We start from the raw sequence: 14,807 nt of genomic DNA, 5'->3' as shown, positions 1-14,807 counted from the left end.
CATCAATGCGTTCAAAGCTCACTAAAACAGGCGGCCCTGATCAAACGTTCACTACGTTTGATCAGAGCCGCTTTTGATCTGCACATTTAGACGGTTAAGATTGTGGTTTCCATTCCGGAAGCTGGATATAAGCGTTGTGACTTCCCCCCCAGCAAATCGTCTGCTCGGCAGTCACTGTCTCCTGTATCGTGGACCAGCTGCCGGCCTGGTTAGGATGAACATGGTAAGCCGGGAAGTTGGAAGAGGAAATATCGACCCTGATCCGTGAGCCTGGTCTCAGTGCCCAGGTGATCGGCCATAACTGGAACGTTATCTCTTCGAGTGAGCCGGGAGAATAAGACAGTGCCTCTGGTGAACCGTTCCGGTACGCCAATGAAGTTATCCCGTCAGCGATATTGTAGGCTCTGCCGTCCGGCAGAACCTCGCTCACTTTGACCGTGAACGAAGTATCTTCAGCAGTTGACTTGACCTGCAGCACCGCTTCGATGGAACCTGCGAGGTACAGTTTCTCCTCCAGCGGTGCAGAGAGAAAGCTCAGGACATCCTGGCGATAGCCAGGTTCCGGCTGTAGTGCACAAGCGGTGCGGGGCTGGCCGGGCCCGGGTTCAAAGGTGGATAAGAGACCGCTTCCACCTATAGTAATCACTGGATCAAGCGGATCGTAAGTGTAGGTTAGTTGGTGCTCATCCGCTTCGGGCATATCGCCAAGGGTGTTGTGCTGCCCTAAATGACAGGTTCGCTTCTGCACCAGCGGCGGCCAGGACGTCCAATTTTTCCAGCCATCCGCGCCGATTACATAGGTCTTGACTGTGCCGAGCTCCTCTTCGTACGCCGCCTGCTTGAGCATGTAATCAAACCATCCCAATACCTCACGGAAGCCGCCATTGCCACCATTAACGGTTCCACCCGGAAAATCACGGTCGCCGTGCGGCGCTAGCGAATGCACCCAAGGACCGATGATAAAACGGCTGCGGTCCCGGATCTCCGGTGGAATCTGCTCGTGGCTCAGCATCATGCTTTCCAGCGCAATATCGAACCATCCTCCGACCATACAGACCGGAACGGTAAGACGGGAAGGAATATGCTGGAACTCCCGCCAGAAGCCCTCCTGCCATAGCTTCTCTCCGCCTCCAGGGTTCAACAGGAAATCACGATACCAATCCAGCTGTTTACCGAGCAGAGTCACATCCATCTCCAGGGGAGGACGGAATTCGCGCGCCTGCTTTTCCAGCTCCCGGGGACTGCGGCCTCCAAGATTGGCGCCAGCGTTGGTAACCGTCCAACTGGTATAGATATCCGGACGGAACATCCCGTCCATATAGATGAAGCGTTGCTGTTCAGTACCGATCACGGAAATATATAGCGTCTTGACCTCGGGCGGCAGGCTGTCTGCGAGCACCCAATGGTTAAATCCGAGATAGGAACCGCCGTATAAGCCTATATTCCCGTTACACCAACACTGGGCGATGATCCAATCCAGCGTATCAAGGCCATCCTGCTTCTCATGCACAAACGGCACCCAGCGCCCTTCGGAGGAACCGCGTCCTCTGCACTCCTGGATGATGACATTGTATCCATAAGCAGAGAGCAGCACGACTTCGGGGTCTGGCCGGAATTCTCTGCCTATATAAGGATTGCGCACCACTATCACTGGCGCGGGCTGTTCGCCCTTACTTAACCATACGTGGGTCATTAATTGCACCCCGTCACTCATCGTCACCCATAGGTCCTGACGTTCTCCCGCCTCGTGATGCGGAGCAGGGAATTCAGGAGCTTGCTTTTCTGACATGTTAGATGCCTCCCGATAAAAGATGGTGATCTGTTGTTTTCAAATAGGAATGCTATATTTGAATTCTATCATGCAAGCCATAGAGATGATATTGGGCAAAGAGGCATCGTCATGACATCATTCCGCAGCGGACTTTTACTATATATAAACAGGCGTAGCCTCTCGCATAGGAGCGAGAGGCTACGCCTGTTTGGTTTTTCTTCCCTGTACGTGCAAATGTAAGAATTGTAAGACGGTCAGCCGTTGTAATTATCCCGCCAGCGCAGCAGGCGAGTCTCAAGCTTGCGTACAAGAGAGTCAGTCAGCTTACCGACCCCGGCGAAGATAACGATGCCGACGAAAACAACCTCGGTCTGGGCAAACTGGCGGGCATCCGAAATCATATAACCTACACCTGCGTTCGCCCCCATTAGCTCGGCAACAATCAGACTCAGCCAGGCCGTACCCAGGGACAAGCGGATACCGAGCAACAGATTGGGCATGGCAGCCGGCAGAATGAGCCGGGTAATCTGCTTGAAACGGCTGAACTCCAGAATGCGGGACACCTCGAACAGCTTGGAATCCACACTGCGAATGCCCATGTAGGTATTGAGGTAGATGGGGAAAAAGGCACCCATCGCAATCAGCAGCACCTTCGAGAACTCCCCAAAGCCGAACCACAGGATGAACAGCGGCATAATGGCCAAATGCGGAACCGTACGGATCATCTGTAGCGTCGGGTCCAGCGTCCATTCCGTTTTTTTATAGAAGCCAACTAATAATCCGAATACGATGCCCAGCCCGCCGCCGATCAGAAATCCGATCAGGGCACGATAAATGCTGATCCCGATATTGGACAGCAACACACCGCTTGAGAGCAGATCAATGAAGCTTCTGCCGATCTTGAGCGGTGTGGGAAGCAGCTGGGGAGGCAGCAGATGAAGCTCCCCGATCAACTGCCACACCACCACAATAAGTAGAGGGAGCAGGCTGCCGTATATATATTTCACATAAGATTTCTGTGTTTTCATAGCTCGTTACGCAGGTAATCAATAGCAGAATGGTGCAGCGTAATGACACCGGAGGCCAGTGCTTCTTGATAGCGCTGTTCCGAAGCTTGTCCAGGATAGGTAATTGGACCGTCATGGCCTTCTGCCAGCGGAATATCTGCCAATTCGCCAAGGAAGCCAGTGACCTGCGCGGTGAAGGATTCCACAGTATGACCGAAAATGGTAGGATCGATCAATTGGATGAAAGCTCCGCGATTCTTCTTGAGTCCTTTGGCCCCGATAGGCACGTTGACAAGAGCTCCACTGAGAATTTCCAATGCGAGCGCCAGGCCGAAGCCTTTGTAGCCTCCAAGCGGGGAGAGCCATTTGACATCCGCAGGATTCTCAGTCGGCTGGCCTTCTTCATCCACGCCCCAATGCTCAGGGATAGTTTCCCCTTTGAATTTGGCAATGCTGAGATGGCCCCACGCCCGTTCCGACACAGCCATGTCGAGTACAAACAACGGATCTGTATGTGGAATGGCAATCGCTAGCGGGGTGTTGTTCACAGCAGCGCCTTTGCCTCCGGGTGGTGCCATCACGCTCATTCCGCCATAAGCGGAGATCAGCGTAATCGCGCCGCGTTCCGCTCCGTACCGGGCAATAATGCCCGGGCAGTTGAAACGGGAGACATCAGTGAGGCCGATGGTGATCACTTTGCGCTCGGCGAGTGCCGGAAGGGCGAGATCAATCGATTCCCGGGCCACGATATGGCCCAGATCGTAATTTCCGGCTACATGCAGATAGGAGCCTTCCAGCGGAGCGGCTTCATATTTTCCTCTGCCTTCGAGAGAGCCGACCGCTTGCTTAAAGAAGGTAAAACCGTGCGACGAGCGGCCCCTCAAATCGGCATCCAGATAATCACTGGCGATAATCTCTGCTTCGTGCTCGGTAGCACCGTATTTCAGCAGGACTTTTTTACCCATGTCTTTGAGTTCTTGAATAGGGATGGTGATTGTGCTCATAGCTGTCTCTCCTAACGGTTATTTATCGTTCTTCAGTTCTTCCAGTGCTTGATTGATGAAGGTGTTATCCACGACCTTGGAAGGGTCAACAGACTTATTTACTGCTTTTTCTTTTAACAGAAATGCTGCCAGCTCTCCTTGAGCTTTGACAAAATCATCAGAGATCGGGACAGTCGCGAACTGGACATTGGAGATGACGGATTTAACAACCTCGGGATTCAGCTTAGTGCCCTCAGCGTAGATTTTTACCGCTTCATCCAGGTGATCGGTCTGCCACTGCAGTGTTTTTTCCAGTACCTTGAGATAAGCAACTACGAGATCCGGATGTTCATCGGCAAACTTGGTGCGGACAATATGGAATGCAGGACTGATGTAGTTAATGGAAGAGCCGTCTGCCAAGACCTTGGCGCCTTCATCTACAACTGCTGTCGACAGGTAAGGCTCGCCGATGGCCCATGCATCTACAGATCCTCCGACGAACGCTGCCTTGGCTTCATCTGCACTGAGCTGGATAAGCTCCACATCATTTGCGGTCAGGCCAGCTTTGTCCAGTAATCTGAACAGAATGTCATACGCTGCTGTTGCCTTGGCTACAGCGATTTTCTTGCCTTTTAGTTCGCTGAGATCGGTAATCGTACTGTTTTTGGGTAGCAGCAGTCCAACATTTTTGGAGCCTGTGCTGCCAATGGCAATCTCTTTGAAAGGAATATCGGATATTTGTCCAGTGATAACGGTCGTATTACCGGTTACCGCGAGATCCAGGCGATCCGTAAGAATCGCATCGAATTGCGCCGGTCCACCTGGTACTTCTACCCAGCTTACCTTGGCGTTATGCTTGGCGAATTCTTCTTCGAACCATTTCTGCTGCTGAGCCAGAACCAGCGGAGCAACGGCGTGCTGGACGCCGATATTGACAGTGACTTCTGAAGCGGAGGCTCCCCCTTTATTGTTTCCGGAGGCGGTGGTGTTGCTGCCGGAATTATTGTCTTTACCGCAGGCAGCGAGCACCAGCAGCATGCTTATGGCAACCAATAGAATTGCGAATGTATTTTTTTTCATGATAGTACGAGTCCCCTTTGTCTAAGTTAAAGATCACTTTACTATATCCGATTAAACAAGTAAAATAACTTTGAATGATGTTTATATAACCAATGGTTATGGGAACGAGGCGAATTTCAAGTGAATATTGAACAAATAGAATATATTGTAAATGTAGCGAAGACAGGATCGATTTCTGCTACAGCGGAGACCATGCATATCTCGCAGGCTGGTATCAGTAAAGCCATCATGAAGCTGGAAAAAGAGGTGGGGTTCGAACTGTTCCGCAGAACGCGGCACGGGACGCTGCCTACCGAGCGGGGAAAGATACTGATTGCCAAGGCTAGTGAAATTCTGCTGAAGGTTCAGGAGTTTGAGGACGAGGTTTCTGGCCAAAAAGAGCAGATCCATGGCGATATCCGCCTCTCTGTCAGCCCCAACTTTATCGCGATTCTGCCCAAAGCCATCATGTCATTCAAAGCGAGCAACCCTTACGTCAAGCTGGAGATTACCGAGAAGGATTCGGTAGAGATTCTAGAGGATATCCGCCAGGACATCACCGATATGGGACTGATCTACTTTCATGCTGAGCACAGCCAGCATATTAAAGATTTATGGCTGACAACGATGGTAGAGACGAGGCTGATTGTCTGTGTGGGCAGAAAATCTGTATTGGCTTCAAAAAGCAAGCTGGGAATAGAGGATATTCTGGACCAGACCTTTGTCAGCGTGAACGGCAGTTTCTCCCGGCTTTTTATGAAAAAGCTCATGCTGAAATACGGCCCTGTGCAGGTTCTGTTCACGTCGACCAATCAGGAGGTACTGAAGCGGACGATTGCCGAAGGGGATGTGATCAGCATCTTCATGGAGTTCAATATTATGAACGATCCGCTGATTCTGAGCGGGGATATTGTAGCGATTCCGCTGGAAGCGAAGGAACTGGACCAGGAGGTAATCCAGCTGGGCTATGCCCGCTCGAAGCGGCAGCATTTCTCTATCGCCCATCAGGAGCTGCTCCGGCATCTGCAGCAGGAGATCGAGCGCTTGGGATTATAAAAAAACGCCTCACCCGGTATGGGCGAGACGTGAACTAGAATTAGAGAAATTAAGATGTTCTTGCTAGATGCTGTATGCAGGTTCTGTCTGCTGAGAGTCACTCAGGGCTTCCAGTACCCGTTTACGGTACTCCAGAAATGGCCCGGAGACGCGGGAACGGGGATGCTGCAGGTTAATGGGGATAATCTCTTTCACTCGGCCCGGCTTGGACTGCATGACTACAATCCGGTCGGCAAGGAAGATGGCCTCGTCAATATCATGGGTCACGAGCAGCATAGTGGTCCGGTTACTGCGCCAGATATCCAGCAGTGCTTCCTGCATATGGTTACGCGTGAAAGCGTCAAGAGCACCGAAGGGCTCGTCCAGCAGCAGAACCTTCGGATTCCGGATCAATGCCCGGGCAATGGCTACGCGTTGGGACATACCGCCGGATAATTGCTTGGGAAAAGATTTCTCGAATCCGCCAAGCTTGACCAGCTGAATCATTTCATCGACAGCTTTTCTGACCTCAGGGTCTTTCAGGGATAGATCAGCGGCAATATTCTTTTCGACAGTCAGCCAAGGAAATAAACGGTGCTCTTGAAAAATAACGCCTTTCTGAATGCTCGGTCCTGTAACAGGCTTGCCATCCAGCTCGACAGATCCTTCATACCCGGTATCCAGGCCGGCAACGATCTTCAGCAGGGTGCTTTTGCCGCAGCCGCTGGGTCCGATAATGGCTACAAATTCATGGGGCTCCAGGGAAAGGTTGACGTTCTCCAGAGCCTGAACCTTCTCCTTCTGGGATGTAAATACTTTAGACACATGCTGCAAATTAACTGTAGCCATCTGTGGTTTCACCTCGGGTGTGTTCTTTTTTTGACTAAAGGTACTGTAATTGATTTGAATTGTCAATCACGTCCCTTTTTGAATTACTCTCCTGAATCGGCCTGACGAGCTGGCAGACAAAGGGGGTCAACATCTCCATCACTCCCCTGAAAGATGCCCCAATCTATCCTTTATTTTCTCTGAAAATAGCGGTAGGATTGATGTAATAAATTACATGAATTCATCTGTTTTGGAGGGAAATAAAGTGAAATTTGTCTTTGATTTGGATGGTACCATTTGCTTCAAAGGCCAACCGGTATCTGAAACTATCCTGGCTTGTCTGGAAGAATTGACACATGAAGGGCATGAAGTGATATTTGCCTCAGCTCGTCCGATTCGTGATATGCTGCCTGTTCTGCATGAACGCTTTCATTCCTTTGCGCTTATTGGCGGCAACGGGTCGTTAGTGTCCAAGGAAGGTCAGGTTCAGCATGCCGAAGCTTTTACTCAAGAGGATGTGCAGGAGATTCTTAGGCTGATTGAAGAATATCAGGCTACTTATCTGATCGACAGTGATTGGGATTATGCTTACACCGGCCCGTACGACCATCCCATTCTGAATAATGTGGACCCCTCCAAGCTGGCCCAGCGCCTTCCTGTAGGTTCACTGAAATCCATCGTGAAGATTCTGATTCTGACTGCTGACGATATGGAAGGGCTGGCGGAATCCCTGAAAGATCTTGGTGTGGTCATTCACAGGCACCGCAATGAAAATGTCATAGATATCAGCCCGCAAAACATCCATAAATGGAATGCATTACAACGGCTTGGGGTACAGGAGCAGGAATTTATTGCTTTTGGCAATGATGCCAATGATATTTCCATGTTCCAGCAGGCCCGGCATGCCGTTATGATCGGACATCACGAGGAGCTTGCTCCCTATGCTTCGGAATCGGTTTCACTGGGAGGCGACTGCGAGGGCGCCATTGTTAATAAGCTCAAGGCTTTATCGGTGTCATCAGTCCGTTCTTGATCAGCGGGTACATAAATTTTGGATATGAAGTACAGCGTATTTGAGTATAAAAATGAACGGCAAAAGTCCCTCAGGACAATGCCGTTTTATTTTTTAATAGGCTATGTTAAATTATATTGTTTATATTTGATATTCACAGTATGATCTGAGATTGAAAGGATGGGTCCGATGAAGAAGATATTTCTCTCACTTTTAATCCTATTAATTATGTGTTCATGCAGTAATCAGTTTAATAAAGAAACTTGGTTAAAGAAACCAGAGAACAGAAATAGCATGGTGTATAGTCTGATAAATGAGCACGAACTACAAGGGAAAACGGAGCCCGAGATTATCGAGTTACTTGGAGAGCCCGAACAAAGATTGGATGAACCATCCCTCCAGTATGTTTATTATTTGGGTAGAGCAGGATTTGGCGTAGATGATCGTTTGTTACGACTCCATTTTAACGAGAACGGTGAGCTTGAGAGTCACTTGGTAACAAATGACTAAACTTTTTTTGAAAGAGATTATCCGTGCAATTTAATATTCACCCATAAAAGTTCAGGATTACCCCCGTGCATTCCAAACCGCTGTCAGGTAGTATGAAACTAAAGCATAATGTTGCCACAGGAAACAGAGGTATAAAAAAGCGAATCGGGAAGGTGAACAGATGCTTAGCGTACTTATAGTGGATGATGAATATGAGATTCGTGAAGGTTTGCGTAACCGCTTTCTTTGGGAGGACTACAATATTACGGAGATTCTGGTGGCGGAGGACGGGGATGTTGCTTTGCACACGGCGCTTGAGGCCAGACCGGATCTGATCATTACGGATATCAAAATGAACCGCATGTCGGGCTTGGAGTTCCTGAGCGCTCTGTCCCCTGTGGAGGATTATAAACCGGAGAAGATTATTGTCAGCGGATATGATGATTTTGAACTGGTGAAGCAAGCCATGCAGTCAGGTGTATGCGATTACATCTTGAAGCCGATCAACCTGGATGAACTGGGAAAAATGGTGGATAAATCGGTCGAGACGATCAACCGCAGAAGGATGGATCAACGCAACCGCCAGATGCTACGGAACCAGGCCGTCTTCGCCATTCCCAAAATGCGGGAGGAACTGCTGAAGGAAATGATCGAGCATGTCTACGATCCTAATCTGGAGATGCGCAGATGCCACCGCCTGCAGACGCTGGAGCTCGAATGGATGCTGAGTGAGCCCATGTTCTTGATAGTCATCGAGGCCGATAATCTCAAGGCGATTGAGAACCGGAATCCGCATGAGAAGGAACTGATCTTGTTCGGGATCGGAAATGTCGTTCATCAGACGCTGGAGGAGGAATATCCGCATCCGTCCGCTCTTTATAAGGATAACCACAACCGCTGGATCGTTGTACTCGGCAGCTCGCAGCTGGAGCAGACGGAATTTGCCCAGGGTATGGCACAACTGTTGATCCAGAGAATCAATGAATTTGTCAAAATCACAGCCAGTGCGGGGATGCTGACCAAGCCGGGTAACACCCGGAATCTTTATCACATGTACACTGAGGCATTGAGTGTAATGGAGCAGAAGGCGGTCTATGGCGGCAACCGGCTGTTTACAGAGCAGGGGCTTTTTTATGATGGTGAAAATGAGGACCTGTCTCTTCAGGAGCCAGAAGAAATGCTTGATCTGGTCCGCTACGGGACGGATGCCGATATTTCAAGGGCAATGGACAGCTTCATCGAGATGGTCCATTCCTGGCAGCTTACACAGCTGAGGGATATTCAGCAGAAAATTTTTGAGTGGCTGTTCGAAGTGTTCCGCAGAGGGGCGGAGGGGACGGTTCTTAAGAACTGGAGGAGTAATCCGATTGCGGTCTGGGAGCTGCTGGAGCAGTACGATACACTACAAGCCCTGCGTGTGCAGACTGAAGCGTTTTTGCATGAGATTGCTGCCGATTTCCGCAAGCTCTCGGAGACGCCAAGCCAGATCGTCAGCGAAGCGGAGAAAATATTGCACCGTGATTATGCCGAAAGCCTCACACTGCAGAGCGTTGCTTCTGCTGTTCACGTAACACCGGTGTGGCTTAGCAAGCTTTTTAAGAAGGAACTGCATAAGACATTTCTCGAATATCTGACGGAGATTCGTGTCAAAAAAGCCAAGGAAATGCTGTACGATGTGAAATTTAAAATCTATCAGATTTCCTATCAGGTTGGATATAAAGACCCGGTGCATTTCTCGAAGCTGTTCAAGAAGCAGGTAGGCTGCACACCGAAGGAATTTAGAAGACAGCTGGGGATGGCTGAGGAATGATTTCGAGGCTGTCGATTTCTCCAATCGACAGCCTCGAAGTTGATGCAAACTAATTCAAAGGTAGACCATATGAATCATTTAGGACGGGAGAAAAAGGTTATCGGGATGAGATTCCGATAGTCACAATGCCTGCTTTGCTCACTGGGAGCGATTCTTCCAGCACGTCCGAGGTGTGCTGTTCCATGATATTGCTGGCATAGAGCACGGTATCCCCGCTAGTTTGGAGGCTCAGTTCGGACGGCGTATCCGCGAGGTTGTACCAGCGGGCCATCAGGTCACCGCTGCCTTCGCTGAGCTTCAGGTTGGAGAAGGCAAGCCCTTTTCCTTCCCAAGTGAGGAAGTTGTGTACGGGCGGCAGTTCGCCTTCATGAATGTCCGTTTGGGCTGTGATGAGCGGAACGGCGAAACGATAGGCTTCACGATAAGCATCGAAGCGAGTGTCCCCGCCACGGTGCGGAATAATGCTCCACTCTGCTTCATTTGCTCCAAGGCACTGGGCATCAGGGGTATGGAAGACGCCCCAGTCGCCCAGCTCTCCGACACTGCGAAGCAGTGTAACGGCAATCGTGCCTTCGGCATCACGCAGAACTTCGTATTCGTTCAAGCCCTTACCGGCGGCAGTCAAGCCTCTGCCGTCTCCATGCACATCGACGAACGATTGCATATGCTGACAGTTGCTCGGGTTCTCCCACTCTGGTGCGGGTACGGTCTGGCGTTCAGCTACTTCAAAGACAGAGTCGGCATAATGCACAGCCGACTGGACGCCGGATGGCAACAGGACCCGCAGGCGGTGATCCTTCGATTGATTGTCGATAGTGGTATGCACCTGCAGAGCATGACTGCTACGCTCCAGGCTGATGCGGGTGACGATATGAAGCGGGACAAGCTGCTGTGATCGGATCGCTTGGCGCTGCCTGAACTCTACCATCGTCTCTACTTCCTGTTGCAGTAACTCATTAGCCGAAGCCGGAATCTCCAGCGTGTGGCGGATTTCAAAAGTAGCACGGTAAGGCGTATCTTCGGTCAACGTAATCTCGGCCTGTACACCACGGCTTGTGATGGCTGTATCGCCTATAGGTTGTTTGAAAATATATTCGTTCCCGATGTCGCCGACATCCTCATAAATGCCAAGGCCGCTGTACAGCTGGCCACTGATTTTATCAAGAAGCGAGAAGCTGCCGTCTTGTTCCAGGCTGACCCGGAGATGCTCGTTCTCCATAGTCAAGTCACCGGTGACCAGATAGACATCCTGCGGCTCCTGTTCCACTTGGGCATCCTTGCTTGGAATCCACGCGTAGGAGGCCAGACCCAATGCAGGAAGATTCGTCGCCTCAAAGGTCAGGCGCAGAGCCCGGGCCATGTAAGGCTGTCTGAACTTGTCGCCGGGCAGCTCGTAGCCGAAGCGTACGCCCAGATCTTCGGCGGTGACATCAATTCTTAGACCTGCCGCATCAACCAGATAACCTTCGCCATGCGTACGGCCGGCGACCTCGTTGAAGACAGCTACAGGATCTTCACTTTGGTTGAAGAAACGACGGGACCATTCCACTTCAACGGTCACTGCACCGCTGGTCGTGTAGCCGCTTGTATTATAGACCACGAACGGGACGGCCTGGTCTCCGTATGATGCGAATACAGATGTATCCACCTTGGAACTGATGAATTTGGCACTCTCGGTGGCGAGGGATGAACCGACTTCCATGCTCTTCGCGAACCGGGTTTTCATCTCATGATACACTTCGTCCACGCTGCAGCCGCAAATGCTGTCATGCGGATGGTTCTGCATCAGGGTCTTCCAGGCATATTGCAGCAGACCATGCGGATAGGCTTTGCCCAGCCCATGTGCCAGGGCAGCCAGCGGCTCTGCCGTTTTTTCCAGAAGCGTCTGATTCTGTTGATTGAGCTGCTTGATATATACGCGCGCTGATGCTGTATTCACTAGCGAATACCAGCCGTCAGTATGCTGCCCGCGCAGCTCGCCGGTAGTGAGGGTCAGATCTTCCGGAAGCTCTTCCTTCAGGGCCTTCACGTAATCATCAAAATTCGAATGGATGAATTCGCAGTCGGGGTAGAGTTCGCGCGCAACACGTAGGGCTTCGGACAGGTCAGTCTGGATGGGTTGATGATCACAGCCATTCATCAGCAGCAGATGCCGGGTGGAGGCATACTGCCGGGCACGCTCCAGACGAATATCCCAGTAAGCCTTGGCCGCCTCGGGGTCAACAGGAATTTCCATACCGTTGTTGTACCAGTTGGCGAACAGGATGCCGAGAACACTGGAGCCATCCGGAGATTGCCAGATCAGCTCGGAGTATGGAGATTCCAGGCCGGAAGCATCTTCTACACGGTTGTTGAAGCCAGTGGCTTTCACACCTCTGCCGAACACGGATGTGCTGATACCAGCCTGCTGCAGGATTTGCGCAGCCTGGCCCATGTTGCCGAAGGAATCCGGGAAATAGCCGAGCTTCGAGATCGGACCGAACGTGCTGGCGTCACGGTGGCCGATTTGCAGATTACGGACATTGGCTTCGCCGCTCGTCAGGAATTCATCCTGAAGGATATACCATGGACCGAGGGATAGCTTGCCTTCATCGCATAGGCGCTGGATAATTTCGCGCTTCTCGGGATAGACCTGCAAATAATCCTCCACCACGATGGTTTGTCCATCAAGGTAGAAACTCTTGAATTCAGGATCAGACTCGAACGTTTCAATCAAGGTATCTATCGTTTCGATGAGTTTGACGTGATGGGCTTCATAGGGCATATACCATTCCCTGTCCCAGTGAGTGTGGGAGATGACATGTACAACCGTTTTGCTGGGTGCTGTCAATGCGATTCCTCTTTTCCATAAGATGATGGACGCTACAGCATAATTATAATCAATGTATCCGCTGTCACAATGAGTGGATCGCAAACTATTGCGGGGATTGTTATCGACATGCAAGGAAGGGAGGGCTGAAGCAGTGAATCGTTTTTCTCTGCGGCTCGGAGCATCGTTTCGGAACCGGATTATTCTGGTGTTTTTTTTGATCATTATAATGCCGTTCCTTATCTTTGCTTACTATGCACATATTAAATCTATTGAGGGTATCACCAACACCAATACTAAGATTTCACTAAGCTATCTCCAGCAGGCCCGTAAAAATTTTGAAATCTATCTCAATAAACTTAATGATCAGGTCAATACGCTTATCGGCAATAAACGCCTGCAGGATCTGTTGGTCGACCCGCCAGCTAATGCCGCTGAAGAGGAGGCCTTCACAGTAAACCTGCTGACGCTACTCTACCAGGCAACCCCGCAGATCGACGCTTTTCGGGTCAGAGTCTACCCGATGAATCCAGCCCTGTACCCTTCTTATATGAACACGCTGGGAGAATCGGCTGATCTTGTATCTGAGGAGGACTGGTTCCAGAGACCTCAGGAGAGTGTGGGGCCGATCTGGAAGCAGTTCTTGCCGGAGCAAGGCAAGTATGGACGGCCCTTGCTCGCCTATATCAAACGCTTCTCAGGCCTTTATGACCGGAACCCCCGCGGTGTGGTCGTCACGGAAGTCTCGGAGGATCATCTGAAGCGTTATTTTTCACCCACGGAGCAATTGAAGAATCAGAAGCTGCTTCTTATGAATAAGAACGGCACCATTTACTATGATTCATCTGCTAATGAGTGGGCAGGTACAGCTTTTCCTTCGGAATCGTTCATAGAACATCTACAACAAAGTCCGGAAGGCTCCCAGACCATCAAGATCGACGGCAACACCTATCTTGCAACCTATGTCGGACTGAGTAGTGAGCCTTGGGCGATTGTCAGCCTGACGCTGCTCAAGGAGCTAACCGGGACGAATGATGAGATCAACCGGCTGTTGATTATTTTTCTGATCATCTATTTAATCTGCTGCATTGCCGTTGTTTTCTATATTACGGTGTATTTTACCCAACCCATTGCGCGTCTGGTGCGGTTGATGCGGAGAATGGAGGACGGTAATTTTCATAATATTATACTGAACTCGCCCCGGAAGGACGAGGTGGGCTGGCTGTACCGCGGGGTTGGCAGTCTGGTTCAGCGGATTGATGTGTTAATTCAGGATGCGTGGCGTTCAGAGCGGAAGAAGAAAGCATTGGAATTCCAGGTGCTAAGCCACCAGATCAATCCGCATTTCCTCTATAATACGCTGGAATCCATTCGCTGGAAGGCGGAGAACCATGGACGCAGCGATATTAGTGAAATGGTATCTGCACTCGGTAATCTGCTTCGGCTGAGTCTGAATCAGGGCAAGGAAATTACGACTCTGCGGCGTGAAATCGAGCAGGTCAAGGCCTATGTGCTGATTGAGCAGGCCCGGATGGGCAGCGTTATTCGCATTCTGTATTCTATTGATGAAGAGCTGCTCGATTCGCCATTCCTGCGGCTGCTGCTGCAGCCTCTGGTGGAGAACGCGATTCAGCACAGCGTACGGAGTGATTTTGAGAAAGGCAAGATCATTGTGTCCGCGCGGAGCGAAGGGCAGGATATGATCATTGAGATTACCGATAACGGTAAAGGCATTCCGCAGCAAATTATAGAGGAACTGGAGCATGAAGTACCTGCTGAGGAAATGTATACAGCCACACGCCGGGGGGTAGGACTCCGCAATGTAAATGATCGTCTGAAGCTATACTTCGGTTCTGACTACAAGCTGCAGATTGAGACCGGCCCACAAGGCGGTACCCGCATACTGCTTCGCCATCCCAAGAAGATAGAGGTGGAATTACCTAGACCGGACGACAGCCGATAGACTGTTAGAATTGTAAAAGCAAGCATAGTAGCGGGTCTCCT

General features: G+C 50.5%; 10 protein-coding genes. 4 read left to right on the top strand and 6 right to left on the bottom strand.

What is annotated here, in order from left to right; all coding sequences use genetic code 11:
- Window positions 1-94 precede the first annotated feature (94 nt).
- The 4 genes from ACFRAM_RS11315 to ACFRAM_RS11300 form a co-directional block, all read right to left on the bottom strand.
- On the bottom strand, window positions 95-1,789 hold the full coding sequence (locus ACFRAM_RS11315; RefSeq protein ID WP_379465920.1) for a CocE/NonD family hydrolase: 1,695 nt from the start codon (window positions 1,787-1,789) through the stop codon (window positions 95-97).
- A 236-nt stretch (window positions 1,790-2,025) separates the two neighbouring features.
- Window positions 2,026-2,799: an ABC transporter permease gene (locus tag ACFRAM_RS11310; protein WP_379465919.1), complete on the bottom strand. Its 774-nt coding sequence runs from the start codon at window positions 2,797-2,799 to the stop codon at window positions 2,026-2,028.
- Window positions 2,796-3,782 (bottom strand): Ldh family oxidoreductase, encoded by a 987-nt coding sequence (locus ACFRAM_RS11305; protein WP_379465918.1) that lies wholly within the window; start codon window positions 3,780-3,782, stop codon window positions 2,796-2,798. Before ACFRAM_RS11305 ends, ACFRAM_RS11310 begins: the two co-directional genes overlap by 4 nt.
- Window positions 3,783-3,800: 18 nt before the next feature.
- The gene (locus ACFRAM_RS11300) at window positions 3,801-4,841 is read right to left on the bottom strand and encodes an aliphatic sulfonate ABC transporter substrate-binding protein (protein ID WP_379465917.1); all 1,041 of its coding nucleotides are present in this window, start codon (window positions 4,839-4,841) and stop codon (window positions 3,801-3,803) included.
- A gap of 120 nt (window positions 4,842-4,961) precedes the next feature.
- Here ACFRAM_RS11300 and ACFRAM_RS11295 point away from each other — a divergent pair, with 120 nt between their 5' ends.
- On the top strand, window positions 4,962-5,876 hold the full coding sequence (locus ACFRAM_RS11295; protein WP_379465916.1) for a LysR family transcriptional regulator: 915 nt from the start codon (window positions 4,962-4,964) through the stop codon (window positions 5,874-5,876).
- 63 nt (window positions 5,877-5,939) lie between these two features.
- Here ACFRAM_RS11295 and ACFRAM_RS11290 read toward each other — a convergent pair whose 3' ends face one another.
- Window positions 5,940-6,704, bottom strand: coding sequence for an ABC transporter ATP-binding protein (locus ACFRAM_RS11290; protein WP_379465915.1), 765 nt, complete (start codon window positions 6,702-6,704; stop codon window positions 5,940-5,942).
- A gap of 244 nt (window positions 6,705-6,948) precedes the next feature.
- Between ACFRAM_RS11290 and ACFRAM_RS11285 the strand changes: the two genes are divergently transcribed.
- Window positions 6,949-7,716 carry an HAD-IIB family hydrolase gene (locus ACFRAM_RS11285; RefSeq protein WP_379465914.1) on the top strand — a complete coding sequence of 256 codons (768 nt, stop codon included), beginning with the start codon at window positions 6,949-6,951 and terminating at the stop codon, window positions 7,714-7,716.
- A gap of 649 nt (window positions 7,717-8,365) precedes the next feature.
- Window positions 8,366-9,994: a response regulator gene (locus tag ACFRAM_RS11280; RefSeq protein WP_379465913.1), complete on the top strand. Its 1,629-nt coding sequence runs from the start codon at window positions 8,366-8,368 to the stop codon at window positions 9,992-9,994.
- A gap of 97 nt (window positions 9,995-10,091) precedes the next feature.
- On the opposite strand, the gene ACFRAM_RS11275 is transcribed toward ACFRAM_RS11280, so the two are convergent.
- Complete coding sequence (locus tag ACFRAM_RS11275; RefSeq protein WP_379465912.1) at window positions 10,092-12,824, bottom strand: alpha-mannosidase; 2,733 nt, start codon at window positions 12,822-12,824, stop codon at window positions 10,092-10,094.
- A gap of 133 nt (window positions 12,825-12,957) precedes the next feature.
- Between ACFRAM_RS11275 and ACFRAM_RS11270 the strand changes: the two genes are divergently transcribed.
- A complete protein-coding gene (locus ACFRAM_RS11270) occupies window positions 12,958-14,766 on the top strand; it encodes a cache domain-containing sensor histidine kinase (protein WP_379465911.1) in 1,809 nt (602 codons plus the stop codon).
- Window positions 14,767-14,807: the final 41 nt, after the last annotated feature.

It is taken from the genome of Paenibacillus sp. NPDC056722, assembly GCF_042790635.1.
Classification (GTDB): Bacteria; Bacillota; Bacilli; order Paenibacillales; family Paenibacillaceae; genus Paenibacillus_AQ; species Paenibacillus_AQ agri.
Note: the sequence above shows the minus strand (reverse complement) of the source record. Positions and strands in the feature narration are given on the sequence as shown.

What these genes read in the sequence shown, in the direction of transcription:
- ACFRAM_RS11315 (WP_379465920.1), bottom strand. Translation starts at nt 1,789, where the DNA reads ATGTCAGAAAAGCAAGCTCCTGAATTCCCTGCTCCGCATCACGAGGCG.
- ACFRAM_RS11280 (WP_379465913.1), top strand. Translation starts at nt 8,366, where the DNA reads ATGCTTAGCGTACTTATAGTGGATGATGAATATGAGATTCGTGAAGGT.
- ACFRAM_RS11300 (WP_379465917.1), bottom strand. Translation starts at nt 4,841, where the DNA reads ATGAAAAAAAATACATTCGCAATTCTATTGGTTGCCATAAGCATGCTG.
- ACFRAM_RS11305 (WP_379465918.1), bottom strand. Translation starts at nt 3,782, where the DNA reads ATGAGCACAATCACCATCCCTATTCAAGAACTCAAAGACATGGGTAAA.
- ACFRAM_RS11290 (WP_379465915.1), bottom strand. Translation starts at nt 6,704, where the DNA reads ATGGCTACAGTTAATTTGCAGCATGTGTCTAAAGTATTTACATCCCAG.
- ACFRAM_RS11310 (WP_379465919.1), bottom strand. Translation starts at nt 2,799, where the DNA reads ATGAAAACACAGAAATCTTATGTGAAATATATATACGGCAGCCTGCTC.